Origin of the sequence: Membranihabitans marinus (assembly GCF_019802045.1) — a bacterium.
Classification (GTDB): domain Bacteria; phylum Bacteroidota; class Bacteroidia; order Chitinophagales; family Saprospiraceae; genus Membranihabitans; species Membranihabitans marinus_A.
In genome coordinates, this window is record NZ_JAHVHU010000003.1 from 47,757 (window position 1) to 72,436 (window position 24,680).

Below are 24,680 nucleotides of genomic sequence, written 5' to 3' on the forward strand. Positions count from 1 at the left end.
AAATTTTATTACATACTTTTGGATTTTTATTCACGCATTGATTGGGGAGTTGCATGATGTTTTCAATATATAAGGGATTTGCAAAGTTATTTTCCGGGCTCGCAGGGTTGGTCACCCGTGGACAGGGAAAGCTTTCAAAAAGGAACTGCGGTCTAAAAAACCAGACTGTTCCTGCACTGGGCAACTCCTTGTGGGTCCATTGTGCCTCCTTGGGAGAGTTTGAACAAGGAAAACGGGTGATCGATGCGCTGCGCATGAGATATCCGAACAAAAAACTTGTGTTGACTTTTTATTCTTCTAGTGGATATGAAAAAAAGAAGGATTACAAGCTGGTGGATCACGTCCTTTATCTGCCTTATGACACGCCGCAGGCCATGGTAGCGTTTGTAGCAGCATTGAATCCAGAACTTGTGGTTTTTATAAAGTATGAATTTTGGTTTACCCTTTTGGATGTCCTTCACAAAAGGGATGTTCCATTTGTTTTTGTATCTTCCGTGTTTAGATCGGATCAATATCTGTTCAGACGGGTATTTCGCCCTTTGTTAAATAAAATTCTAAATGCTCGCTATATTTTCGTGCAGAATATTTCATCAAAAACGCTTTTATCGAAACACGGTTATCAAAATGTGACCGTTGCCGGTGACACCCGGGTCGATCGAGTCATCGAAGTTAAGGAGTCGGAGTTCACATGGTCGTCACTTGAACAGTGGAGAAAAGAGTCAGTTTGTGTAATAGCAGGCAGTACCTGGTCGGAAGATGAAAAATTACTGGTTCAAGCGATGTCTGTGTTTCCGGGGTGGAAGTGGATTATTGCACCCCATGAAATTGACCGTCCGCATATAAAAGAACTGGAGGTTTTGCTGGGAGAAGAAAGTGTCTTTTTATCCAGTTGCGGAATGGACGCGGAGATACCTTCTGAAAAATCCGTTCTTGTAATCGACCAGATCGGTTTGTTGTCAGTGCTCTATCGCTATGGAGACATTGCTTACGTCGGAGGTGGATTGGGGGCCGGGATTCACAACACCCTGGAACCGACGGTATATGGATTGCCGGTGGTGTTTGGTTCCAACTACCAAAAGTTTCAGGAGGCCGTGGATTTTTGTAATTTGAAAGCAGCCCGGGTGGTAACCACCACGTCAGAATTGGTGGAAGCTTTGAAATTTTTTGAAGAAAAAGAGCACAGAATAGAAATCAGAGAAATCTTGGAAAATTACTTCAGGAAGCACGAAGGTGCTACTGATAAAATACTATCATCACTGGAAAAAATAATTGCTGTAGAATGAAACCAGAGGTTTTACATAAGTTTGATCACACACATATTATGATTGTCGGAGATGTGATGCTGGATCGATATCTGTATGGTGCCGTATCCAGGATTTCACCCGAAGCACCGGTGCCAGTATTGGACTACGAAGGAACGGATAACCGGTTGGGTGGAGCAGCCAATGTCGCGCTCAACATCATTGCAATGGGAGGCGATGTTACCTTAGTAGGCATGACCGGTGAAGATGAGGAAGGGGTTTTGTTTCGACAACTACTGAAAGAAGCTGCTATCTCTGACCAATGGATATGGGCTTCAAAAAATCGGAAAACAACCTTAAAAACCAGAGTGATGGCGCGTGGGCAGCATTTGTTGCGCGTAGACCGGGAGGATCGGACCTTACCTGGTCGGGAAATGGAAGAATCGGTATTAAATGATATTGCAGAATCCATTCGTCTTCAGCAACCGGAGGGTATTATCTTACAAGATTACAATAAGGGGTTGTTGTCCGAACGAGTGGTTCGTGAGACGATACAGCTCGCACATCAAACGAAGATCCCGGTGTTTGTAGATCCCAAGATTGACCGGATTTCGTCTTATCAGGGGTGTACAGTTTTCAAGCCCAACCTGCATGAAGCTTCTCAGATTTTGGGAAGATCGATTTCGGTGCGTGAAGATGATCTGAACAGAGCGGCGGATGAACTGCAGGAGAAAGTAGAACATTCGGTCACACTGATCACCTTAAGCGATAAGGGACTTTATTTTAAAAGGAAAGGTCAAAAAGGGATCTATGTACCATCCATTCCTCAGGAGATAGCAGATGTTTGCGGCGCAGGAGATACCGTGATAAGTGCACTGGCCATGTGTTATTTATCTGGGTGTAATGATGATAATATTGCAAATATTTCTAATATTGCAGGACACATAGCCTGCCGATACCCAGGCGTGGTTCCGGTTAGTCTGGAACAGTTAAAATCAGAAATCAACAAATGAAGATTGACTGGTATCACCTAAAATAGTATAAATTTATATTTTCAAACTTAATATGAGCTATGAAATTACATTACTTATTTTATTTTTTTCTTGGCATGGTAACCACCATACATGCTCAGGATCCTATTTATGACTTTACCTTTACGGGTGGTTTCCAGGGATGGACACCAAATAGTGTGGAATGTGAAGGTATGGAGTCTGACAAAGCGATGTGGCTGTGGGTAGATGACGGCATTATCGATCAGGGTGCGTACTCCAACTATGGATTGATGAACAGCCGAACGCCGGAGAGTGGGGTGGTTGTTTTAAATTCTGATTTTCTGGATAACAACGGTCTTGATGATAACATTGGTCAGGGCGATTGCCCCTCGCCGCAGATTGCAGAACTTATTTCTCCCAGTCTTGATTTTTCGAATGAGGACAGTGTTTTCCTGTCTTTTAATCAGTTGTATTATCGATTTATAGGATATCGAATTGCAGGAGGGGAAGATGAAGCGGATAAAACGGCCACCTATGTTGAAATATCAAATAACGGGGGAAGTGACTGGGCAGAGATTCCGGTGAACGAAAAACTGCGTACCTATCGGGCAACCCAAAATTACAAAGGTGAACTGACGCTTGATATTTCTCAATATGCTGCCGGTGAATCCGATGTGATGGTAAAGTTCCGATGGAAAGGGGATTATTACTTTTGGGCATTGGACGATGTCCGGCTGTATGGGGGACGAAAAGATGATTTGGAAGTTGCTGCGTTTAAATATCCGGTATCCAATTTTGAAACACCCAAAGAACAAATCAAACACGATACTTTGCGCTTTGTGGCTGATGTGGTCAATCTGGGAAGTCAACCCGTGGATAGTGCTTATCTCTATGTGATACTTCAGGGAAATGATGATAATAATCGGGGCGAATACTTCAGAGATAGCCTTTTAATCCAGGACATGATGACGAATGATACCATGGAAGTCGAATTGCCCAATTATTTTACTACCGAAACGCTCAATCCGGGAGCCTATGCTTTTGTGTATCGCCTGAGAAACACAAAACGACCCGTGGAGGTCAATCTGGCCAATAATATTCGCGCTGATGTCTTCTTGATCTCTGAAGATACATTCCGAAAGTCGGATCGTGGTGATGGCCGTGGATTTCGTTTTGAAAAAGAATCAATTATCGGTAATTACTATGAGATAAATGAAAATTTTGATGAGCAAATTTTGCTGGATCACATAAGCTTTTCCGCTTTTCCAACAGGAAGTAATAAACTGGCTGGAAAAGAAGTGGTGGCATACTTGCTGAAAATAGATGACGACGTGGCTGCTGACCTTTCCGATTGGAATTTTACGGACCCTACTTCAAATAAAAAGACGATTGAAGGCATTGGTTCTTATATCTTTACCGCTGCCGATGATGAGGCAACAGATCCAAATCATCGGTTTATAATCTCTGACTTTGTCAATGTGAATAATCCGGAAAGCCCGATCGTTTTGGAACCGGGTTCCCGATACATTGCGGCCATCGAATACGGAAGTGCCGCACTGGACATCATTCACAATCTTAGTGAGCGAATCATCTATTATCCGACAGCTTTTGGATCAGAGCAATTTTCGACCATGGTATATGATGGAACGGATAACCAGTGGTATATCAATGGGTTTGGATCTGGTTTTGTGGCAGTTATTGGCCTGGGGATCGACATTGAGATGACGCCGACAGAAAATTTGTTGAGTGATACCGAAGTAAAGATTTTTCCAAATCCAACCAGCGATTTTATTCAGGTTCGAATGAATCTTGATCGTCCACAAAAGGTCAATGTGTTTTTGAGCGATGTATCCGGTAGGATGATCAATATGATCGATCGTTCCAGATTTATCAGTGGAACCATCCAGGTCGATGTCCAATCGATACCAGCGGGTACGTATTTCCTGAATGTGACCTCTGAAGAGGGACGCCGGACAGAAAAGATTTCAGTAATCCGCTAATAACTGAAACTTCTTACTTGATAAAATAAAAAAGGCTGAAGGAATTCCTTCAGCCTTTTTTATTTAGTTTTCGTATAACACTTAGGAGCAGTGCTCGTCAAAACTGGTTTTGAGATCATCTGCGATCTGGTAAGCCGAACGTCCTTCGATCTGATGCCGCTCTATCATGGTCACCAGCTTGCCATTTTTGAACAAGGCGATGGATGGAGAAGACGGTGGATAGGGGAGTAAATATTCCCTGGCTTTTCCGGTGGCTTCCCGATCAACACCTGCAAAAACGGTGGCTAACCGGTCGGGTACATGCTCATTCTTGAGCGCTAACTTCGCACCCGGACGGGCGTTCGCCGCTGCACACCCACAGACGGAATTCACAACAAGCAATAAGGTGCCTTCGGTATTTTCGACCGCATCGATGACTTCTTCTGCGGAATTTAAGGATTCAAATCCAAAATCGGTTAAGTCTTTAGCCATTGGGGCTACTAAATCTGGTGGATACATGGTTTTATTGTTTTAGTAGAATTCAATATTAATAAACGTGAATTGTTCACGTAGATCGCAACAAAGTTTATTGATTTTCACCGCCCGAGGGATAAATGAGCGAATTGTATCTGGAGTTGAATTCGTTCCAGGGTATTTTTTTGTTGTAGTTATCCGCAAAGTAAGTCAGGATTCGAATCAATTTGGACGGCGATTGAAATCCATTGATTGATTGGATAACCCGCAGGTCTTCATCCATAAAAACCAAGGAGGGGTAATTAAGCTTCCCGTGCGTTATTTTATAAGCAAAGGAATGATACCCGGATGATCCCTCATTTTTATATTCATATTTCTGTCCCAAAAAGTAAATGGTGGATTTGGACTCTGCATCGAATTTGACCGGATAATAATTGTCGTTGATGTATTTGGCGATGTGTTCCTGACTAAGCGAGAGCTGATCCAGCTTATGGCATACTTTGCACCAACTGGTGTAGACTTCAATCAAAAGCTTCCTCGGTTCTTTCTGTTGAAGATCCATCGCTTCATCAATGGTGTACCAATGAATGTTGGATTTGTACTGTTGCTGCCCGCTCGCCTGAAAAGTGATGAAAAATACTGCTAATACAGATAGTAATATTCGTATCATAAATCTATTGCCTCTTACATTAATTCCTATGAAAGATACGATTGAGAAGGGGGTTATGTCCTCATAAAACTCATTTTAATGATAATTTAACGGCATTTGGAATTTTTAATACATCGAATGTTGTCAGAACCCAATTTTATATCCTGGACGGATTCCCCCGCCGGAAATTCAGGGGCTAAAATGCCACTTCCCAAATTCAAGGTCGAATTCTGTATAATCATCAGCTCGTCCCACAAATTTTCTTTAAACAAAGAAGTGAAGAACGTGCTACCACCTTCGATCAGGATCGAGCCAATGTTGTGTTGGTACAAAGACTGGAATGTTGCCGATAAATCATGGGGATCTTTATACACCCTGGTTCCAGGATAGTCGGATTCTTTGTTGAGTGTTACAACGATCGGTCGGGTACGGTTGTGAAACACGCGGAGATGGGACGGGAGTACGCCGTTTCGATCCAACAGAATGGGGATCGGTTGGTGTTCATTGCCATACCGGCTGGTGAATTGAGGATTGTCATTCAAAAGTGTATTCGTACCGGCCATGATGGCTTGCGTCTCATTTCTGATCCGGTGTACCCAGCGGTTGCTGAGGGCATTAGATATTTTGACCTGTTCGTTCTTCCGGCCAATAAACCGATCGGCGGAAATCGCCATCTTAAGTCGTATATACGGTCGTTTTTTCAATAGGTTAATCCGAAAAGGTTGAAGCACTATATCGCCTTCGGGACTGGACAGAGGCGGGGATACATCCACCCCTTGCTTCCGAAGCAATTCCAGAGATTGGCTTTGCATTCGTGGATCAGGATCGACCTGGTCGATCACCACCTGCGTAATTTTATTCTCTAAAATCGCCCGGGTACATGCCGGCGTTTTTCCGCTGTGGTTGCAGGGCTCGAGACTCACGGCGATGGTATTTCCTTTGATGGATTCCTTTTTGTGGATTCCCTGAATGGCGTTTATTTCGGCGTGGGGACCACCAAAAGATTGGTGCCACCCTTCACTACGTATTTTCCGCGTGGTCGGGTTCAGGATGATCGCACCAACATTGGGGTTGGTCGAAGTTTTTCCACGGGCTCTTAGCGCGAGCTCATTGCATCTTCGGAGAATGGTTTTTCGATATTGATCGGTCATATTATGTTCCCGTTTATTTATTATAAAATCGCCAAGTTGTAGTAAATTCCTCGGGCACAAACTTACCAAATAAGATGTATCGCAGCATTTCCAAAGGAATCGCATTTTCCCGCAGTACGGCATCATGGAATTCACGGTACGACATTTTTCCTGAATCGACCAATTCTCGTTTCAATTGATAAAACTGCAATCCACCGGTCATGTAAGCCAACTGATAGAGTGGTGGGTATCCGCCGGTAAAAGATCTTCGGACTTCCGCTTCTGCATTCGCTCTTTCATGACCGACCCGATCCACTAAAAAGTCGATGCATTCCTGGGGTGTCCATTCTTCCAGATGATATTTCAGTGAAAAAATAATTCGGGCGCATCGGTGCATCCGCCAAAACAACATGCCCAGTTTGTCTTCGGGTGTTTTGGCGAAGCCCTTTTCATACAATAACAATTCCCAATACAGCGACCAGCCCTCCGTCCAAAAGGGGGTTCCAAAGAGATATCGACGATGGATTTTGTATCTGCGGTTCATAAATTGCTGAAGGTGGTGGCCCGGTATAATTTCATGATGGACCACAGCCCGTGCAAAATGTGGATTGTTACCGCGCATGCTCATCATCTTTTGATCATGATCCATTTCCTGGGTCGGGTAGGAAATCAGCAGTGACTCACCACCCAGGAAAAATGGGCTGATCAACTGGCGGCGAGCAGACAACATATTCATTCGCCAGGTTTCTTCCGCAAGCGGTGGTATAGAAATGAGGTCGTGATCCTTTATAAAATCTACCGATTCCTGATATAGGCGGAGCATCAACGCCGGCTGTTCACCCGGAGGGACATAGGATTGTTTGACTTTTTCTTGTGCGGCTTTCCAGTCCGTACCAAATCCCATTTCCTGGCTGACTTTTAACAATTCCTGATCACACCACGCAAATTCTTTTTGCGCTATTTCGATGAGCTCTTCCGGTGAGTAGGGGATCATGTCTCGTTCGAGCTGTCTGATAATTTCCGTCCTGCCCGCCGGAACCCCCGTGATTCCTGATCCGTCATCGACATTCATACGACTGGAGTCAAGCCGGGTACGGAATACTTTATCATAGTTTTCGATCACGCTTTTAAGTCGTTGTGCTGGTTCTTTGACCCACCAGTCGTAGTCGGGGTCATAGCCTTGATAAAACTGATTCAAACTCTTGAGAACCTCCTGATGACCTTTTAATACCTGTGAGACATAATTTATTTCTTGTTTTGTAAAAGTTGGCTTTTCTTTCTTTAATTGCTGCATGTGATCTTGATAAGCTTGACTGATCTGATACAGGTCGGAGGCGAACGCTTCCCTGTTCAGTTCGTGGCCTCTTCTGCGCAATGTTTCGTACCGATAGAGCGGGTCTCCAGCCTGAATCCAAGACCGAAGCTGGGCGTACAGGCCCATCTCCTCCTTAAGTTGACTGTCTTTGTCTGTGATTTCTCGCATCAATAACTGAAAGTCCACCTGGTCAGATACCGACAGCTCCGCATAATGTATTTCTTCCAGCCGCTCCCGGTAATTTTCATAGAATCGAATCAACCGCTTTCGATGGACAGGGGATGCTTCGATGTGATAATACCGGTGCAGGGCGCCCCGGTCTTCCCGAAAATGCTGAATAAGTTCCACCATGGAAGGGCCATGATCGATGGTCGATTCCTGAGCAGAAGCGACAGTCTGACATGAAAGCAAGATGTATATACTCAAAATCAAAGGAACATAGTACTGCTTCATAAGATTGATAACTTTTGTAGTGATCCAAACTATAAAAACTTTTCGAGAGCTCCCGTTTTTATGGCTTTTTATGGTTTAAAAAACAGATGCTTTTTATTGATCGATCTCATTTTTTATCCCTAAAAACACATTCGCCCTTTATAATTTTGCAAAAGGACCCTGCGCTGGTAGGAGCTAGCTATTATCGTAGGTGACGTCCCTAGTGGGACTTACCAGATAATGCTTCCTTAGTCCAGGGACTGACGACCCTGGCTATGAGCTATCGTCCGACAAGCGGACTTCCTGCGTGCGATACTCGGTCCTACCAATGCATATAACTCAATAGGTAGGATTTTATTGACTGAGGGTTTGATGCTCACATACCCGTCGAACGCGGCCAGGGAAGGGGCAAGATATGTTCATCACTCGGGAAATACGAGCGCTTTTGTGGCGGGGGATAAACATCGGGATGATGAAAATCAAGACACGCCGGATATAGCGATCGAATGATATGGTCGTCATCATACCACTGAATATAATTGAAATGTGATGAGCGTCAATTTCATTCTATCTATTTTGCACGCTTCTGCCCGAATATTACTATTTTGCCCTACAAACTACAACAGCCGACTATGAAGATTTATACTAAGACCGGAGACAAAGGTCAGACCTCTTTACTGGGCGGTACACGGGTGTCCAAAGCCGATATCCGGGTAGAAGCTTACGGTACCGTTGACGAGCTCAATGCGTTTATAGCCAATCTTAAGGATCTCCTTAATATCGATCGCATGGATGAGCAGGTGGTCAGTTGCCTTCACAAAATCAACAAGGAACTGTTTGACATCGGTTCGTTGCTTGCCTTGGAATCCGAAGAATACAAAGGGAAAATGGCCCAATTTGATCCCGAATCCATTGTTGTGCTGGAACAGCAGATAGATTGGATGGATGATAAACTCGAGAAGTTGCATGACTTTATACTGCCCGGCGGACATCCGCTGGTCTCGTCCTGCCATATTTGTCGGACGGTCTGTCGTCGCGCAGAAAGACGAGTGGTGGCCTTGGCCGAAGATGTTCCCGTGGAGGAGGACTACATCACCTATCTCAACCGGTTATCGGACTATCTTTTTACATTGGCCCGTTATATCGCACTCGAATACGATGTGGATGAGGATCGCTGGCATGAGTGAGGTCTTGGTATAGATATCTCATCTACAAATGTAAGATTTATTATGTCGACCAAAATTTCTATTAACTACGCTCTAAAAATCTTTGAGGTGTTGGGGATGATTCCGTGCACTACTGCTTCGTTTCATAAATTATTCTAATTAATCCGGTTTTACACCTGTCTACCGGCAATTAAGGACACAAAATATAGCCAGGCTCACGAATCGCCTGGCTCATTCTGCGATTCGTGAGCCCGTAGGGATCTGGAAGCGCGAGATAATACCTTACATTATGTATGATTCCGTGCACTACTATAGTGTGTCATAATAGATTGACGTGGTGAATAATGCGGGCTAATTAGATTGCTCTGAGGTCTTTGACCTGCAAGAATTCTGACCCAGTCAGGGTCAGATTAGGTTAGATGTGAATAGAAATCCAATTTCGACCCAGTCAGAGCCTGCCACCCCATAGCGTGGATCAGATTAGATTGAACAGTAAGTCATTTAGGGATATGGAAGAGATTATTACCTATTATGATTTATGAAACGGAGCACCAGTGTGGTTATAGGGCAATTAACCGCAAGTCGTCACACGTCTGCGAAAATCAGTAAAATCAGCAGGAAATATACCTTACACTAAATTCATGCGCGGGAAAAGGCTAACTTTCTCAGCCAGATCGAGCCATATTCAATGACACCATATCCCAATACCGAATAAAAAACGGTCGATGCGAGGCTGCTTGGGAAAAATGGAATCCCTGCTACGTAGGCCGTAATTAATCCGCCCGCCGTCTTCGGATAGATGGGGTCGGCGATCCAACTGCCAAAGTTCGTGATCAGAAAAAACAACACGGCTCCAACTACAGAAGCACCAAGCAGGTTTTTAAATTTTTTACTTCGCATGACCCAACTCGATATGAGCGTAATTCCAATGATTGCGCCATAGGTCCAGATCATGTGTGAACTGAACCAGATGATTCCTTCACCGGCATAGTATGAACTATAAAGGATATTGGTGACCAGGAGGTCAGAAATATAAAAAGCCACGATGGGCACGATGTATTTTAATAGGGACGACTGGAAGTAGGTCGCTCCCAAAATAGCAATGGCTCCTAGTGGAGTAAAATTGTAAGGGTGGGGGAGTAAACGACTGATTGCCAGTACTAAAAGTGTTCCGGCTATAAGGATGATATTGTTTTTAGTTTTCATGATTTTTCAATTGATATTGGCCTGTGCAATATTATGCAAAATAGTTCTATTTTTGTCGGACACAAAATAGCGAGATTTTGAGGTTTTTCCAAAATGCACGGGTAAAAGGCAAAAATAGTTTTCTGGATTTTATATTTACAGTGGTGGTAACCATTGGATTTTATTTTATCACTTCCTTGCCTTTTCTGATTTATTCGATGGTCGGTGGGGCATCAGGTACGGAACTCCAATCCTACCAGGGGCCGGTAGCCTTTGCCTTAATGCTCTTTATTTTTAGTGGAATTCTATTCGGTTTGCTGGTGGCCACTCGGAGGATCCACCGTCGGTCGGCGTTGTCTGTGTTGACCGGGGCGAAGACATTTCGGTGGCATCACCTGGTGAAAGCTGGCGGAATGTGGTTGGTTGTACTGACTGCGATGGAGTTGGTCGGTTATGCTGTAGCGCCCGATATGTATACCTTCCAACTTGATCTTTGGCCGTTCCTGGCCTTGCTTTGTGTCGCTATTCTTGTCCTGCCCTTTCAGACGAGCGCGGAGGAAGTCATGATGCGGGGCTACCTGATGCAACAAATCGGTCTGGTCTCCAGGTATCGGTGGATGCCCATTCTGATCACATCGATACTTTTTGGTATGTTGCACGGGGGGAACCCCGAAGTGGTCCAGTTTGGAATGGCAAAATCAATGACCCTGTACATTGGCATGGGCTTGTTTTTTGGAATCGCCACCATTATGGATGACGGGCTCGAAACGCCCCTCGGTATTCATTATGTCAACAATTTCTTTGCTTTTGTATTGGTAGGATACAAAGGATCTGTATTTAGCGGAGTACCCACCCTGATACTGAAAGAGTCGGAAGACCTGACCTGGGGAGCGGTCATATTAAATGTTGCTGTTATGGTCATTGTTTTATTGGTTTTTAAACGGTATTTCAACTGGCCCACCTTTAACTATTTATTAGGGCGAATCCGTGGATCCCATTCGTCAGAACTATAAATTCAAGTCATTATGAGATTTTTCGTTTTAATTGCGCTTTGTTTTACGTTTTTTAATTCAGGCATTTCGCAACCCCCCGGGTATTGGCAACAAGAGGTAGATTATACCATGGAAATTTTCATGGATGTGGAAAAAAATCAGTTTCAGGGCGAGCAAACCCTCGTCTATTCCAACCATTCTCCCGATACCTTGCACCGGGTTTTTTACCACCTGTACTACAATGCTTTCCAACCCGGTAGTATGATGGATGTCCGATCCCGCACCATTCCCGATCCCGATAAAAGGGTTCGAGACCGTATTTTTAAGTTAACGGATGAAGAGATCGGTTACCAGAAGATTCATTCCTTGCATCAGGACGGGGAGGCCGTCACCTATACTACCCAGGGAACGATTCTGGAGGTGGAACTGGCGCAACCCATTTTGCCTGGTACGTCTACCACATTTGAGATGCGTTTTGAAGCACAGGTTCCCTTGCAGGTCCGCCGAACGGGCCGGGACAGCAAAGAAGGCATCCGATACAGCATGAGCCAGTGGTATCCGAAGATTGCTCAGTACGATCAGTCCGGATGGCATCCGACGTCATACATCGCCCGGGAGTTTTACAGCGTATGGGGCGATTTTGATGTCACTATCCACATCGATCCGGCCTATGTGCTCGGGGGCACCGGGGATGTGCAGGACCCCAATGCTTATCAGGATTCGGGAAACAGGCCAACAAAAGCCAAGAAAACATGGCATTTTATAGCCAAAAATGTACCCGACTTTGTTTGGGCGGCGGATCCGGACTATACCTATCATACCGAAACAAGTGAAACCGGGGTGCAACTGGAATTCTTCTATCAACCCGGCGAAAAAACACAGGCCTGGGACCAATTGCCTGCGGCCATGTCGGAAGCATTCAAATACGCCAGTACCCATTTTGGACCCTACCCTTATCACAAATATGCCTTTATTCAGGGTGGAGACGGAGGAATGGAATACCCGATGGCCACCTTGATTACCGGCGAACGTCCCCTGGCCAGTTTGGTGGGCGTCAGCGTGCATGAAATGATGCATTCCTGGTACCAGTTGGTGCTGGGAAGCAATGAAAGCCTCTATCCCTGGATGGATGAAGGCTTTACAAGCTACGGCTCCACCCGAATCATGAATCATTTGAGAAAAAAAGGACTGATTCCCGGAGCAGTTTCCGAAAATCCTTTTGCAGCAACCAATCAGTCGTACATCAGGCTGGTGGAAAGTGGTCTGGAGGAGCCGATGACAACGCACGCCGACCACTACAGTACGAACTATGCGTATGGCGTAGCAGCGTACACCAAAGGAGCTCTTTTTCTCAATCAACTGGAATATGTGGTTGGAAAAGAGGTTTTTGATCGGGCGTTGTTGCGTTATTTTGACGAATGGAAATTTAAGCATCCGACGGATGAAGATGTCATTCGCGTTTTTGAAAAGGAATCGGGGATGATTCTCGATTGGTACCGAGAATATTGGGTGCAATCGCTGAAATGGATTGATTATGCCATCCAAGAGGTGGAAGGAGACGAGAAAACAACGATCACACTCCAACGAAAAGGAAAAATGCCGATGCCGATTGATGTGTATGTGCAGCTGAAAGATGGCCGTGAAGTCGTGCATACAATACCATTGGTTATGATGCGCAATACCAAATCGCAGGATGGAGATTTGATTTTAAAAGGAGAAAAGCCGTGGCCGTGGGTGAATCCGGAATATACGTTGGAAGTGGATGTACCCTTGGAACAGATCGAACAAATAACCATTGATAAAAGCAGCCGGATGGTCGATGTGAATGTCAGCAACAACAAGTGGACGAATCAGTCCAGACCATAATTGATTTAAAATTCTATAATTCACGCTCCGCGGATATGCTCGTACAGGTCAAATCTGGGCAAATTATTGTGAATGACCAGGTTCTGGTATCCATTCCCCAGTGGGAATTGGAGCGTGGAAAAGTATATGGGGTGACGGGCGTGACCGGGAGCGGGAAGTCAACGATCGGGAAGTGGCTGGCCCAGGTAGAACCGGTGTACTGGAAAGTGAGCGGACGTGTCCAGAAGCCGGAGGTGCAATCCTACGAAACGAATGATCCTTCCAGGGAGTCTCCTTTGTATTTGCTGCAGGATGCCTATAAAATATTCAACCCTTATGTCTCTATCTTGACCCACTTCAGGGATTTGTGGCGATCTCATGCCGCTTTTTCAGCGCTTCGGAATTTTGAGGAGGTATTTGAGATCCTGACCGAGGTTGGGGTGAAAAATCCCGAAGTTCTGGTCAGATATAGGGTGCACCAAATATCTCAGGGGGAGGCGCAACGCTGTGCGTTTGTACTCGGGTTGATCCGGTCTGCCTCCTTGCGAATTTATGATGAGGTGTTTTCCAATGTGGATTTGGAAGCCAGCCGAAAGATGCTGGGATTTTTACATCGGTTTTGTAAACGGACCCATACCTCTGTGCTTGTGATTTCTCATGAGACGGAGTTGATCCGGGATTATGCCCATGAATTATTCGCAATAACAGACCGCCAACTGCATCGAATGGTTTTACCCGCTCGGGCATTCGCGCCGGAAACAATACCTGGAAACTTTCTCCCGCTTCTCAGCATGACGGCTGTCCGAGTCCCTGGTTATGGGGAACGCAGCGGTCGTAAAAAGTGGTTGTCCACGTTGGCGGCCTTTGACATCGGACAAGGTGAAGTCGTGGGCATCCATGGAGTCTCCGGGGTGGGGAAGACCACCTTCCTCAAAGGTTTGCTGGGCGAACATCCCCTGCCCCGGGAATCTTGTCATATCACCAACGGGGATGGTGGGAGCACCACCGACCTACGAGGGCTGGATATTCGGTATCTTCCGCAGTCGGTTGCATCCTCATTCAACCCGGCTGTTCCATTGCGGGTGTCGATCCGGGAAATACAAGCGGTTCGGAAAGTGAGTGACGAGGAAGTGGCTCTTTTGATGGCGAAGTTTGGTTTGGACCCCGGGCATCTGGATCGGTTTGCCGATGAATTGTCCGGGGGTGAAATCCAACGAATGGGTATTATAGCGACCCTACTGGGAAGTCCGGACTTGTTGTTGCTGGATGAAAGCTTTTCGTCGCTGGATTATGAGACTCGGGAAAGTATATGGCATGTCTTGCGTCAGGAACAAAAGTCGTACTCTTTTTCGCTATTGCTGGTCTCTCACGATACCTCCTGGCTTGGTCAAATTGCAAACCGGGTGTATGAGCTCGAAGTCTATGGATAAAGGGTGTTTTCTTTATTCGTATCTGTCCGTCTAACTATGTAGGGGCAGGACGACTGGATTATCCTATCAGAGTTTCAAAATTTTCAATTCTGAAAATGATTTTAGTTTTGAGATGTTTTCACAATGAAGAATATACTGTATCTGCTCAGATACAAAGTTGAAAAAATTATTTTAATAAATTCAGAACGAATAAGTTTTTTAGTGTAGTCAGTTCTAATTCACCACGACGATCAAATACCTAGATCGTACCGTCTGCGATAGTATGCATGATATTAAGTACCGTGTAATTCCTTCTACTATTTCACGTCTTTCTTAAGTTTGTTCGGGTCTTGTCGATTATCAAATACTGTTAATACATAAACTTTTTGATCATCATAAGTATAATATACGGTTGTTTGTCTGGTAACTACACATTTATGAAGACCCTTTTTGACAGTTGACAAAGGAAATATTTCAGGTTTATCTTTTACTATTTCCAGCCGTTGTTCTAGTTTGGAAAGAAAATTTAGTTTTATTTTAGTTGACCAAGCAATTTCAAGATATTCTAGCAGATTATTCAATCGTTTTTCAGCAGTATTTGAAAGTACGATTTTACGCTTCATTATTTATGCTTTAAAAGGAAGTTTTCTAATGCAATTGTTTGCCCATTTTTTATTTCCTCCAAAGCATTTTCAATCTCTTCCTTTTGTGGATCAGACAAATCTTCCCATATATCCTGACTTTCTTCTGTTTGGAAAATATTTTTAATTTTTTCAATAATTGATGGGTTGTCCGTATGCAGAAGCAACTCGATTAATTTTAACTTTTCAGCTTGAATATCCATACTGTATTTATTGATTTTCAAATATAACGTTTTTTATGACATATTCATATGATCTAGATGTACTGGTCTATGGCTCACTTTCCTTTCCGACCCCGTATTTTAAGACGATCACTACCAATGTTTGTGATCTTTAGACGAATTAGCTCTCCGGTTCTTATCAGAGTAGCGTAAAACGTAATGACAATCGTCTTATGCTTCAGGTTGTGTTCATACCCTTTTAATAATTTACCTCCATCTGTCTTCAAGTATTAGAAGCAAAATAAGTTTGACCTGATTTGAGATAGGCTGCAGTCCAAAATCGTCATATATGATTAATTTGGCTTCGAGAACACAGCAATCGAGTGTATGAGCTCCAGGTTTATTCATTGAAAATTACAGATTTTGAATAAAGCCACATGGTATTTTTTGCAGACTTTGCTCAAGCAAATCCTTATGTTCTCTTGGAATCGTCCACGAAAAGTGAAAAAGATGTGGTTGAGATTACCATATCATCGGATTATTAAAACACCAAAGCGCTGTCAATAAATAAGATGGTCAGGTTGAACACCTACGAAGTTCAAAAGCACTAACATTCTTCTCCCCGGATGAGGCGTATCGGCTTATTCGGGGTTATTCACCTCTAAACCTTCCGGCGTTGTTGGGTAGTCATTATGGATCGGATAAATTTTAATTTCACGATGATTTAAGATCACCACTACGCCGTACCCCGGATGGGGTTCAAACTGAATAACCCCCGGCAAGCATAGTGCAGCCGGGGGATAGAGATCATCTCTATGGAGAACCCCGTATGGGGTTCAATGTGAAGTTTGCCGGGCATGGGATATCTCCCACGGTTGCGAGAAGAAAGAATCTCAAGTCTCAAAAGAGCTGTAATGATCGGAAATATATCAAAGTCAACTTCTGCCTCGTCTGATAATTCAATACTAAACGGCATTGTCTTCATACTTATTTTTAATCAAGCCCCAGCTCTTAAAAGTCGTTTCGCCGTTTTCTATTTTTTGCAGCCTTCTGTCAAGTAAATCTTTATGTTCAGTTGGAAGTTCCTGTACTTCTTCTTTCACATTAACAATCTCAATGTAATCTATTTCTTTTATTAGATTTAGAAAGGCATCTATTTTACCCTGATCCTTTATATTAATTGTAAGCTCCATATCAAATTATTTTAAACAAAGATACTGAATTTGTCGAACACTGGTTCTTGCCTGCGAAACAACGTGTTTGTATCACCACTTTATATTTCACCGCTTTCACCTACCAGTCCCATCAAATGTCCGTTAATAATTTGTCCGCCATGGTATTCGGACGTGAGAATACGTCCATTTTGTTTGTATTCGAAAATCGTTTCCGATGTAGTTTCTTCGTTTTTAGCATTCTCGACCGGTCTAAAATTCTTATGATTGTAATTGATTTTCATGTCACTAATATAATGAATTTTGTCCCTGTTGGTTCATGGTTACTAAATGGAATATGGGGTAGTTTTATGTTGGTATATCAACCTCAATTTAACCATCTTAATAACAAACCTCCATCAGCCCGCATTATTCACCACAACACTATCATTTTGATAGGGCCAATAACTCCGGAATTTTTAAGTATTGATCCTTATATTTTAGAGGGCATTTAGATAACTATCGGGACCGGAACATGGGGTCAGTACGACCGGATTATTCATTTTGAGTGACAAGACAGGGTTGCCTGATCTTTCAAGATTTTCAGTGAGACTGGATCAAAATGGCACAAATGGAACCATAAATAATGGCACAGTTTGAACCGAAATCACTGGCACAAATCGAACCGAAATAGCCACATGATAAATACTCCATGAATCAAGCAACCAAAAACCGTTATAAGAGGGGTCAACATGCACCGGATTTTTTACCTCCATTTCTGATCTGGGGGCAACATGCGCCGGATTCTGATCCATGGGGGGCAGCATAGTCCAGATAATTTTTGTCGATCATGTGCTACAACACGACAATTCCAGTCATTTCCCCTTATTTTGTCCAAGGGGGGCACTATCTGCTGGATTGTTATGTTTGTTTTTTAATTTTCCGACTTTTATGCTCTTTTAAAATCCGGATTTAGGTGGGCAGTATGGTCCGGAATATCCAAACGATGCACTTTTGGCTCAAGGTTGGAAGCTGAATTGTTCCTTCCTTCAAGGAATTTGTTTTGTTGAATAACCTATGGCTGTCAATACTGCTTACGAAACCCAAGCTATTGCAAGTTGGACCAAATATTTGCGGATTGTTGAAAGAGAATACGTCAAAAATTGTAAGTTACTATACTGTCAGGGTTTTATTGTTTTAATGCTCAGTATATAGCAAGTTAAACTTATGTCCATCAGGGTCGGCAAACACACAGACGAAGAAGCCATTGGTGTCATAATACACATTTCTGTCCTTATTTGAGTCAAATAAGATCGAACCGCCTGCTTTTTCTATCTCCGAAATGCAGCTATCAAATTCGACTTTTGTTTCAACAGCTAAAGAAAACATCACTTCATTTCCTTGAGTTAAGTCAATCGTTTTACCTGCCAGGCTCTCTTCCAGTTTTTCTTTTTTGAAAAAGTGAATAACAAAGTTATCGGGACCAAAAAAGAAACTCACTAAATCATCTGTTGGACATCCATTCAACTGATACCCCAATCTCTGATAAAATGCTTGTGTGCTCCCAATGTTTTGTACACCAAGATTTGCCCAAATTTGTTTTGTTTTCATACAAATATGATTTTGAACTTATTCCAAATTTAATTGCCAAGAAACCCCGAACCTGTCCTCAACAAAACCAAAAAATTGGCTAAACCCATAGTCATCCAAAGGCATTTTTACATCTCCACCTTCTGAAAGTTTTTCATATAGATGCTCAATTTCTTGTTCTGTCTCACATTCTACCCAAATGGATACAGCAGGTGTAAAGTCCCATTCGTGTTGAACAAAACTGTCGCTACACATAAACAAATTGCCATTGAGTTCGAATAGTGCTCTAATAATTGTTCCTTCTTTCCCTGGACCCTCTTCATCATAACGCTCGATATCAATCACTTTAGAATTATCGAATAATTCCACGTAAAAGCGCATCGCTTCTTCTGCGTTGTTTTTTTGAAAGGTTAAAAATGTGGTGATTTGTTGTTTCATCTTTGTTTGATTTATATCTACAGAAGTAATAGGTCATTTCATTTATATTAACCTGTTTTGCTCTACTGATTCTTAGTGTGATTTAGTCATTTCTTCAATAAGTTTTATCACATACTCCATTTGCGTATCCTTATGCTGTAAGAAATCGTTTAGCTTGGGCCAAACTTCATAATCGGGAATGACTCCGCTACCTTCTGGCTGGTCGTTTTTAACTGGTGCATCGTGAACGACATGAACTACTGAAAACTTCGTTTTCAATTCAGAGTTAGGCAGTTGATAAACCAAGCCAATATGGCCATTATGGATATAATATCCTCCTACAGTTTCTACGCCAACAATGGTAAGGTTTCTAGCGTAAGCTTTCATTAAAGAAGCAAAATGGGAAGCTGCAGATGCTGTATTCTCATTGACTAATAGATAAACCTTCCCTTTGTATGCGGGTGATTTTGGATAGTATGTGGGATTGAACCTTTTATTTTGCAGACTTTTTCCATCCTCAAAATCTTCAAAATATTCATCTATAAACTCCATTGCATTTGATAGGGTCAGGCTATCAACTGGCTTTTTGATCGAAAAACCATAAAAATACTTTTCAAACGGAATTGATTTGGGATCATAAATGATATGCGCGCTGAGATTCTCTTTGAAAGTATGGTCACTTAAGTACATTACCGGTTGTTCAAAAGTAGGGTCACTACCTCCCGGGTTGTTTCTTACATCAATAATTAAATTGGGGGTCTTTCTTTGATCTAATGCAGTAAATACACTATCAATAAAATGCACGTATTTTTTAAATTCAGGATCATCCTTACTGGTTGCAAATCCAAACCACCTGAGATTAAGCAGACCAGCATCGGGTTTAATCATTTCAAAACTATAAGCAGGCTGTCGCTTATATTCAAGTAACTCTGATACTGGCGCACTGTACCTGTTTTTGAAGTTTTCTTGCTGTTTCTCATAGGATACCGCCTGTAATACTATTGTTTTATTGTGTTCAGACCCTGGTGCTGTATATGTCACTACGAATTCTTCTGAGAGACCATATTCCATGAAATAACGCCACTCAAATATTTTCTCGACACTTGATGAAAGTTTATAGGAATTGGAATGCCCATCAACAGGAAAATACCTATAAAAGGATTGCATCAGTTTAATCGATTCTATTCCATTTACGCTCAAAATCTGAGCACCTGGCGGTATGATTGGATGCAGACCATCAAAGATCATTTTCCCTTCAATATATACTAAATAATATGGAAAATAAATTTTTTGACGTTTCAAGTATTCCATTAGGTTCGATGTCGGTTCTGTATAATTATGCAAACTGTTTTCAAAATCTGTTAACTGCAGGACCACTTTAAAGAAATCATAGGTTTTTTAGCTTTCTCAAATGCCCAGCTATAAATACTATCTATTTCTTCTTTGGTCCTGTACGAGTATAGGCCAGAATTGACTTGCTCACGGATATCTCTGAATACCTGCAAATCCTTCTGCATTTCTCTATGTGAAAGGGAAAAATTGTACGTTGCAAGACTATCGGCCAGCGTGTCATTTTTAGATTGCGCAGGACAAACAATGGAGTAAAAGAGAAAATAGACAGTAATGCTTAATAGCTCGGTGCTCTTCATAACATAAAAATTAGCAAATATTTTAATTTAAATCAAAATTCATGGTTTTGAAGGCATTCCTTTTTGGTTTTCGCAATACGTCTTTAAACTAAATAAAAACATTGCCCAATTGTAGCTACACCACCGGTAAAATTCAGTGCGCTCTCTCCATTTATAATGTTTGAGGGTTACGGTTGATTTATTGTTTCTTTCGCTAAGTTCAAAGGATACTTTAGTTCCAACCCATTCCTCATCAGATGCGATGCATTCCCATACGACTTTACTGTTATATACAAGTTCAAGAACCTTAAATTTTGTGATATAGCCTTCATCAAAGTCAAACTCATTGATAAAGCCAATTTCAGGTTTTACTTTAAGCTTTTTGGTCCATATGTTCCGCAGCCCTTCTTCTGATGTGAGTGCTTTGTAAATCGTTCCAATAGGTGCTTTGATATAGTTTACTTGTTCTATGGATTCCATGATCTAATTTGTCTTTGTTATTGGTTAATCCGTGTTTGATATTCGTGTATTAAATGGGTTGAAACAGCTATTCTGTTCTATGTATTGATGGCACATATCTGCATATTAATCTGAGCGATTTCATTTTCAGAAAAATGCACGTTAGCTTCCTGGTAGGTTTTATTTTTAGTCCAGCTGTACTGATTAAAGTCACTTCATCTGTCATCTTCAACACAACTTTTTCTGCAGCCGAAAAAAGCGGCGATTCTCGCCAGGCACTTAAAGCAAAAATTCGTCTTTGACTTTCACTGTTTTCTATAGCTTCTTTGGTAGGCAACTTTTAAAGCGAATGAATCAAAATATTCGATATCATGTCATAGATTATTATTTATAATATTTTATAGATCTCAAAATAATTCAGAGATCAATCTAATCCGACCCTGACTGGGTCGAAATTGGTTTTCTAACTCCCATCTAACCTAATCTGACCCTGACTTGGTCAGAATACCTGCAAGTAAAAGGCCTCAGAGAGGTCTAATTAGGTTAGCTAAATTATTAGCACTCAGAAGAACCACCTCAGAGAGGTCGGATTATATTCTAAATCGCATAATTTTGTACGTTACATTTTAATTATAAAAATGACCCTATACGACTGTCTATTCATCTGGGGCCGTGTAAGTAACAAAATCAATTCCAATCCCATTCGGGTCAACGATTACAAAATGTCGGTCCCCCCAATCTTCATCTCTCATAGCTACTTCAATTGCAATGTCTTTGTTTTTGAGTTGTTCATAAATTGCATCTACGTCACTCACTTCAATTGTCAAATAGACACCTTTGCCATTAAAAGGGCTTTGGAAGATTGGTTGCTGACTGGGATGATTGGGTTTTAGAAAACTGATTTCGGCTGATTTGTCAGGCGTATGCAAAAGTAGATAAAAATCATTTTCAAAGGTTACTCCAAAACCTAATGTATGGGTATAGAATTCTTTAGTTTCCTGAAGTTTTTCGGTGATAATTCCAGCGTTAAGATTCATTTTGTCTGCGTTTTGTGCATTGGCCATCATTGTCAATAGCGAGAATGCAATTATTAATACGGGTTTCATTCTATTGGTTGTGTTGTTGCAAATTTAGAATGAGAAGCCGTACTTAAATTGTAAAAATCGGACATAATTCTACCGAAATGCTTCAGACGGCGTTACCCCATAAAAGGTCTTGAAATGTTTGATGAAATGCGCTTGGTCGTAGAAACCTACCTCATAATAGCATTTACTTTCTTTAAGACTATGTCTGGTTGGTTTGGCATTTAATATGTGCTGAAATCGAACTACGTTGCTAAATGCTTTTGGGCTTGTCCCTATATAAAAGTTAAAAAGTCTCCGCAATTGTCTGGAGCTTAATCCATTACTTAAGTCAGTTTCTGTATTTAAATAACCTTTCTTCTCAAAAATTAGATTCAAAGAATTGTAAAAGCGAATGTCCAAATCAAAGGTTTGCCTTTCGATTATGGTTTTTAGCTTATGGGTCAATAACACTGCAATGATTTCAAAACGTTGGTTTGCTCTCAGTTCAGTTTCGATCCAATTTGAAAAATTAGGTAGCAGGGGTTTTAATTCTTGGTCTTGATTGCTCAATGTTTTGGCATCTATCCCAAACAAGAGTGGGAGGGCAGCCGGTAAAAACCGAATTCCTATATAATCAAACTCATTTCCGACAGGGAATTCGGTGTATTTTCTACAAAATCCCATGACATAATTTTCGGTTGGGTTTTTGTGATTAAAAAAGATGTCGATACAGCCGTCAGACACAACCCGATAAAGGAAAGGCTCTTCTAAGATCGCCTCAGTTCTAAGCTGCCAAAAGCAATAAATAAAGTTCTCTACACCCTTTTCAGGTTGGATTTCTCTATATATTATTAATTCATTTCCAACTTTAATAGCTGGTTGAATGGGCTTGTAATAGTGTCGTATGGTTTGTAGTACTGTCACGCCAGCTGAACTTCTGGTTTTTGCGATTTCGAATCTATTTTATATTGATATTCAGGATGTTCGTTCAATTGATTAATGATAAATATCTATATCGATTTTCAACAATCACCCAAAGATTGACAAGTAACAATATAATTGCTATGGACAAACCATCGGGGGCAGCAACGATGTGTGTTAAAAGGACACCTATCATAATTGGGAAAATAACAAGAGCACCAAGAACTCTTGTTTTGGGAATCATAAATAACAATCCACCAAGGATCTCCACGACCCCGACTAAAGGCATAAGCCAACTTATTTGAGAAAACGCCGTCATTATTTTTAGCATTTTTTCGGGTAAGTTTTCAGGCATTGGCATATAATTCAAAAACTTATTCAAGCCAGCATTGACGAATATCAATCCAAATAGTAAGCTGACAATAAATTTTATTTTGCTTTTCATCTTTTATTCTGTTATACGTACTAATAATTCGTCCAGTCTTTCTAATGTTGAGATAAGCCCATCTTTCATTCCCATTTCTAGTACAGTTTCTAAATCTTTAAGGGAATTGTAGGTTACTACAGTCTCAACATTTGAATTTTCATTTAGGTCTGTAAATTTCACGTGCCATTTGGCTCTGGGCATGTTGGGTTTTAGATTACCCTTCTCGTCACAAAATCCGTCTAATGATTTGTAATAGTCTATTGGCTTTATTTCGGTAAAATCCGTTCTTCCCCAATGCTCGGTTCCGTTGGGTTCAACCATTGCATACAACCAATGCCCGCCTTCGGTGAAGTGCATTTCTTTTGTCTTCGCAGTTAGTGGTTTGGGTGCAAACCATTTATCTAATAATTCACTTTTGGTATAGCAATCCCAAACGAGTTGACGGCTAGCAGAAAAGTCTCTTTTAATGGTTAATGTATGGTTTTCCTTGTTTACCACAAAATTTGTTTTTGCTCTATTTTCCATTTTCTTTATTTTTAATGGTTGATAATAAGTCGTCAAGTTGATTATACCGGTCCTCCCACAGTTGTCTAAACTGCTCTAACCAGTGATCTAATTCTTTCATTTTTTCAACTTTGAGTTGATAGTGAATTTCTCTGCCTTGCTGATTAGCTTCTACAAGTTCGCATTCATGTAAGATTTGAATGTGTTTTGAAATGGTGGGTCTGGCTACGTCAAAGTTTTTCGCAATTGCTCCTGCCGTCATTGTTTGAGAAGCCAACAACACTAAAATTGCTCTTCGAGTAGGGTCTGATATCGCCTGAAATATGTCTCTTCTTAATTTCATTGTGAAGCTATTTGGCTACAAATATAAGTGAAGTCATATAGCTACACAAATTTTGGATGAAATTTATTAATATTCTTATGGTGAAATTATGTGATTTTAATCGGTAGGGTGTTTTTGAGGCACCAGGTAGCGGGCTTATTTTTCTGAGTACTTTATCAAGCTGTTCGATTACTCGGATGTTTTTTTAATTTTTGTTTGTTGATTGAATGTTTTCTAATGGAACCCAATACGTAATTAGTAATATTAAAACTACAGGAACACCCCAAAGTCCAATTAATGAAAACCAATCACTTATTATAGTGATAAGATTTTTTTCCTCTCAAACAGATAAAGCAGTACCTACGAAATTATCAGTGCCACTAAAATTCCTACCATCCGTTTTTTTGTTTTAAATATTGGTGCCCACGGTCGTTGCTATGGCAAATGGGGATTTTAAAATCGAATCTTGTCCGTCAGACCGACGTTACTTGGTTGTTCGATTTTCATTTAAGAGCAGACAGCCAGCTTCCCACTTAGCCCAAGTGGGCGGTTGGTTGTAAATGCTCATTCCTTGTGCGGTTATGAT

At 41.7% G+C, this 24,680-nt stretch carries 26 protein-coding genes; 7 read left to right on the forward strand and 19 right to left on the reverse strand.

Features of this window, described 5'->3' with window-relative positions; all coding sequences use genetic code 11:
* Nucleotides 1-53: 53 nt before the first annotated feature.
* Genes KUV50_RS02725 through KUV50_RS02735 form a run of 3 tightly spaced genes read left to right on the forward strand, consistent with a single transcriptional unit; the run spans nt 54 to nt 4,233 of the window.
* Complete coding sequence (locus KUV50_RS02725; protein ID WP_222578556.1) at nt 54-1,283, forward strand: 3-deoxy-D-manno-octulosonic acid transferase; 1,230 nt, start codon at nt 54-56, stop codon at nt 1,281-1,283.
* Entirely contained in the window at nt 1,280-2,254 is a 975-nt protein-coding gene (locus KUV50_RS02730) for a bifunctional heptose 7-phosphate kinase/heptose 1-phosphate adenyltransferase (RefSeq protein WP_222578557.1), read from the forward strand. The genes KUV50_RS02725 and KUV50_RS02730 overlap by 4 nt, the downstream gene beginning before the upstream one ends.
* Nucleotides 2,255-2,313: 59 nt before the next feature.
* Entirely contained in the window at nt 2,314-4,233 is a 1,920-nt protein-coding gene (locus KUV50_RS02735) for a T9SS type A sorting domain-containing protein (RefSeq protein WP_222578558.1), read from the forward strand.
* An 81-nt stretch (nt 4,234-4,314) separates the two neighbouring features.
* Here the strand turns inward: KUV50_RS02735 and KUV50_RS02740 are convergent, their stop codons facing one another.
* From KUV50_RS02740 to KUV50_RS02755, 4 genes are all read right to left on the reverse strand, one after another.
* Nucleotides 4,315-4,731 (reverse strand): BrxA/BrxB family bacilliredoxin, encoded by a 417-nt coding sequence (locus KUV50_RS02740; protein WP_222578559.1) that lies wholly within the window; start codon nt 4,729-4,731, stop codon nt 4,315-4,317.
* A 67-nt stretch (nt 4,732-4,798) separates the two neighbouring features.
* Nucleotides 4,799-5,356, reverse strand: a complete 558-nt coding sequence (locus KUV50_RS02745) for a thioredoxin family protein (RefSeq protein ID WP_222578560.1) — start codon at nt 5,354-5,356, stop codon at nt 4,799-4,801.
* An 86-nt stretch (nt 5,357-5,442) separates the two neighbouring features.
* Nucleotides 5,443-6,486: a bifunctional diaminohydroxyphosphoribosylaminopyrimidine deaminase/5-amino-6-(5-phosphoribosylamino)uracil reductase RibD gene (gene ribD, locus KUV50_RS02750; protein WP_222578561.1), complete on the reverse strand. Its 1,044-nt coding sequence runs from the start codon at nt 6,484-6,486 to the stop codon at nt 5,443-5,445.
* 13 nt (nt 6,487-6,499) lie between these two features.
* Nucleotides 6,500-8,233 (reverse strand): DUF885 family protein, encoded by a 1,734-nt coding sequence (locus KUV50_RS02755; RefSeq protein WP_222578562.1) that lies wholly within the window; start codon nt 8,231-8,233, stop codon nt 6,500-6,502.
* 611 nt (nt 8,234-8,844) lie between these two features.
* Here KUV50_RS02755 and KUV50_RS02760 point away from each other — a divergent pair.
* Complete coding sequence (locus KUV50_RS02760; protein ID WP_222578563.1) at nt 8,845-9,399, forward strand: cob(I)yrinic acid a,c-diamide adenosyltransferase; 555 nt, start codon at nt 8,845-8,847, stop codon at nt 9,397-9,399.
* A gap of 618 nt (nt 9,400-10,017) precedes the next feature.
* Here KUV50_RS02760 and KUV50_RS02765 read toward each other — a convergent pair.
* Nucleotides 10,018-10,584 carry a DUF6580 family putative transport protein gene (locus KUV50_RS02765; RefSeq protein ID WP_222578564.1) on the reverse strand — a complete coding sequence of 189 codons (567 nt, stop codon included), beginning with the start codon at nt 10,582-10,584 and terminating at the stop codon, nt 10,018-10,020.
* A 77-nt stretch (nt 10,585-10,661) separates the two neighbouring features.
* Between KUV50_RS02765 and KUV50_RS02770 the strand changes: the two genes are divergently transcribed.
* The 3 genes from KUV50_RS02770 (at nt 10,662) to KUV50_RS02780 (ending at nt 14,830) form a co-directional block, all read left to right on the forward strand.
* Nucleotides 10,662-11,576 carry a CPBP family intramembrane glutamic endopeptidase gene (locus KUV50_RS02770; RefSeq protein WP_222578565.1) on the forward strand — a complete coding sequence of 305 codons (915 nt, stop codon included), beginning with the start codon at nt 10,662-10,664 and terminating at the stop codon, nt 11,574-11,576.
* Between the two features lie 12 nt (nt 11,577-11,588).
* Nucleotides 11,589-13,421, forward strand: coding sequence for a M1 family metallopeptidase (locus tag KUV50_RS02775; protein WP_222578566.1), 1,833 nt, complete (start codon nt 11,589-11,591; stop codon nt 13,419-13,421).
* Nucleotides 13,422-13,489: 68 nt separating this feature from the next.
* Nucleotides 13,490-14,830 (forward strand): ATP-binding cassette domain-containing protein, encoded by a 1,341-nt coding sequence (locus KUV50_RS02780; protein WP_222578567.1) that lies wholly within the window; start codon nt 13,490-13,492, stop codon nt 14,828-14,830.
* 296 nt (nt 14,831-15,126) lie between these two features.
* On the opposite strand, the gene KUV50_RS02785 is transcribed toward KUV50_RS02780, so the two are convergent.
* The 14 genes from KUV50_RS02785 to KUV50_RS02850 form a co-directional block, all read right to left on the reverse strand.
* The gene (locus KUV50_RS02785) at nt 15,127-15,432 is read right to left on the reverse strand and encodes a type II toxin-antitoxin system RelE/ParE family toxin (protein WP_222578568.1); all 306 of its coding nucleotides are present in this window, start codon (nt 15,430-15,432) and stop codon (nt 15,127-15,129) included.
* Entirely contained in the window at nt 15,432-15,674 is a 243-nt protein-coding gene (locus KUV50_RS02790; RefSeq protein WP_222578569.1) for a hypothetical protein, read from the reverse strand. Before KUV50_RS02790 ends, KUV50_RS02785 begins: the two co-directional genes overlap by 1 nt.
* Before the next feature lie 673 nt (nt 15,675-16,347).
* Entirely contained in the window at nt 16,348-16,596 is a 249-nt protein-coding gene (locus KUV50_RS02795) for a hypothetical protein (RefSeq protein WP_222578570.1), read from the reverse strand.
* Nucleotides 16,577-16,804, reverse strand: a complete 228-nt coding sequence (locus tag KUV50_RS02800; protein WP_222578571.1) for an addiction module protein — start codon at nt 16,802-16,804, stop codon at nt 16,577-16,579. Before KUV50_RS02800 ends, KUV50_RS02795 begins: the two co-directional genes overlap by 20 nt.
* 80 nt (nt 16,805-16,884) lie before the next feature.
* Nucleotides 16,885-17,067 (reverse strand): hypothetical protein, encoded by a 183-nt coding sequence (locus KUV50_RS02805; protein WP_222578572.1) that lies wholly within the window; start codon nt 17,065-17,067, stop codon nt 16,885-16,887.
* A gap of 892 nt (nt 17,068-17,959) precedes the next feature.
* A complete protein-coding gene (locus KUV50_RS02810; RefSeq protein ID WP_222578573.1) occupies nt 17,960-18,373 on the reverse strand; it encodes a VOC family protein in 414 nt (137 codons plus the stop codon).
* An 18-nt stretch (nt 18,374-18,391) separates the two neighbouring features.
* Entirely contained in the window at nt 18,392-18,790 is a 399-nt protein-coding gene (locus tag KUV50_RS02815; protein ID WP_222578574.1) for a VOC family protein, read from the reverse strand.
* A 72-nt stretch (nt 18,791-18,862) separates the two neighbouring features.
* On the reverse strand, nt 18,863-20,080 hold the full coding sequence (locus KUV50_RS02820; RefSeq protein ID WP_222578575.1) for a S41 family peptidase: 1,218 nt from the start codon (nt 20,078-20,080) through the stop codon (nt 18,863-18,865).
* Nucleotides 20,081-20,457: 377 nt separating this feature from the next.
* On the reverse strand, nt 20,458-20,877 hold the full coding sequence (locus tag KUV50_RS02825; RefSeq protein WP_222578576.1) for an SRPBCC family protein: 420 nt from the start codon (nt 20,875-20,877) through the stop codon (nt 20,458-20,460).
* A 635-nt stretch (nt 20,878-21,512) separates the two neighbouring features.
* Complete coding sequence (locus KUV50_RS02830; RefSeq protein WP_410000025.1) at nt 21,513-21,893, reverse strand: VOC family protein; 381 nt, start codon at nt 21,891-21,893, stop codon at nt 21,513-21,515.
* Between the two features lie 138 nt (nt 21,894-22,031).
* Nucleotides 22,032-22,844, reverse strand: a complete 813-nt coding sequence (locus KUV50_RS02835) for a helix-turn-helix domain-containing protein (RefSeq protein WP_222578578.1) — start codon at nt 22,842-22,844, stop codon at nt 22,032-22,034.
* A gap of 64 nt (nt 22,845-22,908) precedes the next feature.
* Complete coding sequence (locus KUV50_RS02840) at nt 22,909-23,286, reverse strand: DoxX family protein (RefSeq protein WP_222578579.1); 378 nt, start codon at nt 23,284-23,286, stop codon at nt 22,909-22,911.
* A 3-nt stretch (nt 23,287-23,289) separates the two neighbouring features.
* Complete coding sequence (locus KUV50_RS02845) at nt 23,290-23,793, reverse strand: SRPBCC family protein (protein WP_222578580.1); 504 nt, start codon at nt 23,791-23,793, stop codon at nt 23,290-23,292.
* Nucleotides 23,783-24,115, reverse strand: coding sequence for an ArsR/SmtB family transcription factor (locus KUV50_RS02850; RefSeq protein WP_222578581.1), 333 nt, complete (start codon nt 24,113-24,115; stop codon nt 23,783-23,785). The genes KUV50_RS02845 and KUV50_RS02850 overlap by 11 nt, the downstream gene beginning before the upstream one ends.
* Nucleotides 24,116-24,680: the final 565 nt, after the last annotated feature.

Bases quoted from the DNA above. Each gene is read 5' to 3' on its own strand.
- KUV50_RS02775 (WP_222578566.1), top strand. From the start codon at position 11,589: ATGAGATTTTTCGTTTTAATTGCGCTTTGTTTTACGTTTTTTAATTCA.
- KUV50_RS02810 (WP_222578573.1), bottom strand. From the start codon at position 18,373: ATGAAAACAAAACAAATTTGGGCAAATCTTGGTGTACAAAACATTGGG.
- KUV50_RS02805 (WP_222578572.1), bottom strand. From the start codon at position 17,067: ATGAAAATCAATTACAATCATAAGAATTTTAGACCGGTCGAGAATGCT.
- KUV50_RS02830 (WP_410000025.1), bottom strand. From the start codon at position 21,893: ATGAATCTTAACGCTGGAATTATCACCGAAAAACTTCAGGAAACTAAA.
- KUV50_RS02795 (WP_222578570.1), bottom strand. From the start codon at position 16,596: ATGAAGACAATGCCGTTTAGTATTGAATTATCAGACGAGGCAGAAGTT.
- KUV50_RS02845 (WP_222578580.1), bottom strand. From the start codon at position 23,793: ATGGAAAATAGAGCAAAAACAAATTTTGTGGTAAACAAGGAAAACCAT.
- KUV50_RS02730 (WP_222578557.1), top strand. From the start codon at position 1,280: ATGAAACCAGAGGTTTTACATAAGTTTGATCACACACATATTATGATT.
- KUV50_RS02850 (WP_222578581.1), bottom strand. From the start codon at position 24,115: ATGAAATTAAGAAGAGACATATTTCAGGCGATATCAGACCCTACTCGA.
- KUV50_RS02785 (WP_222578568.1), bottom strand. From the start codon at position 15,432: ATGAAGCGTAAAATCGTACTTTCAAATACTGCTGAAAAACGATTGAAT.
- KUV50_RS02725 (WP_222578556.1), top strand. From the start codon at position 54: ATGATGTTTTCAATATATAAGGGATTTGCAAAGTTATTTTCCGGGCTC.
- KUV50_RS02825 (WP_222578576.1), bottom strand. From the start codon at position 20,877: ATGGAATCCATAGAACAAGTAAACTATATCAAAGCACCTATTGGAACG.
- KUV50_RS02755 (WP_222578562.1), bottom strand. From the start codon at position 8,233: ATGAAGCAGTACTATGTTCCTTTGATTTTGAGTATATACATCTTGCTT.
- KUV50_RS02765 (WP_222578564.1), bottom strand. From the start codon at position 10,584: ATGAAAACTAAAAACAATATCATCCTTATAGCCGGAACACTTTTAGTA.
- KUV50_RS02735 (WP_222578558.1), top strand. From the start codon at position 2,314: ATGAAATTACATTACTTATTTTATTTTTTTCTTGGCATGGTAACCACC.
- KUV50_RS02840 (WP_222578579.1), bottom strand. From the start codon at position 23,286: ATGAAAAGCAAAATAAAATTTATTGTCAGCTTACTATTTGGATTGATA.
- ribD (WP_222578561.1), bottom strand. From the start codon at position 6,486: ATGACCGATCAATATCGAAAAACCATTCTCCGAAGATGCAATGAGCTC.
- KUV50_RS02745 (WP_222578560.1), bottom strand. From the start codon at position 5,356: ATGATACGAATATTACTATCTGTATTAGCAGTATTTTTCATCACTTTT.
- KUV50_RS02740 (WP_222578559.1), bottom strand. From the start codon at position 4,731: ATGTATCCACCAGATTTAGTAGCCCCAATGGCTAAAGACTTAACCGAT.
- KUV50_RS02820 (WP_222578575.1), bottom strand. From the start codon at position 20,080: ATGGAATACTTGAAACGTCAAAAAATTTATTTTCCATATTATTTAGTA.
- KUV50_RS02760 (WP_222578563.1), top strand. From the start codon at position 8,845: ATGAAGATTTATACTAAGACCGGAGACAAAGGTCAGACCTCTTTACTG.
- KUV50_RS02815 (WP_222578574.1), bottom strand. From the start codon at position 18,790: ATGAAACAACAAATCACCACATTTTTAACCTTTCAAAAAAACAACGCA.
- KUV50_RS02800 (WP_222578571.1), bottom strand. From the start codon at position 16,804: ATGGAGCTTACAATTAATATAAAGGATCAGGGTAAAATAGATGCCTTT.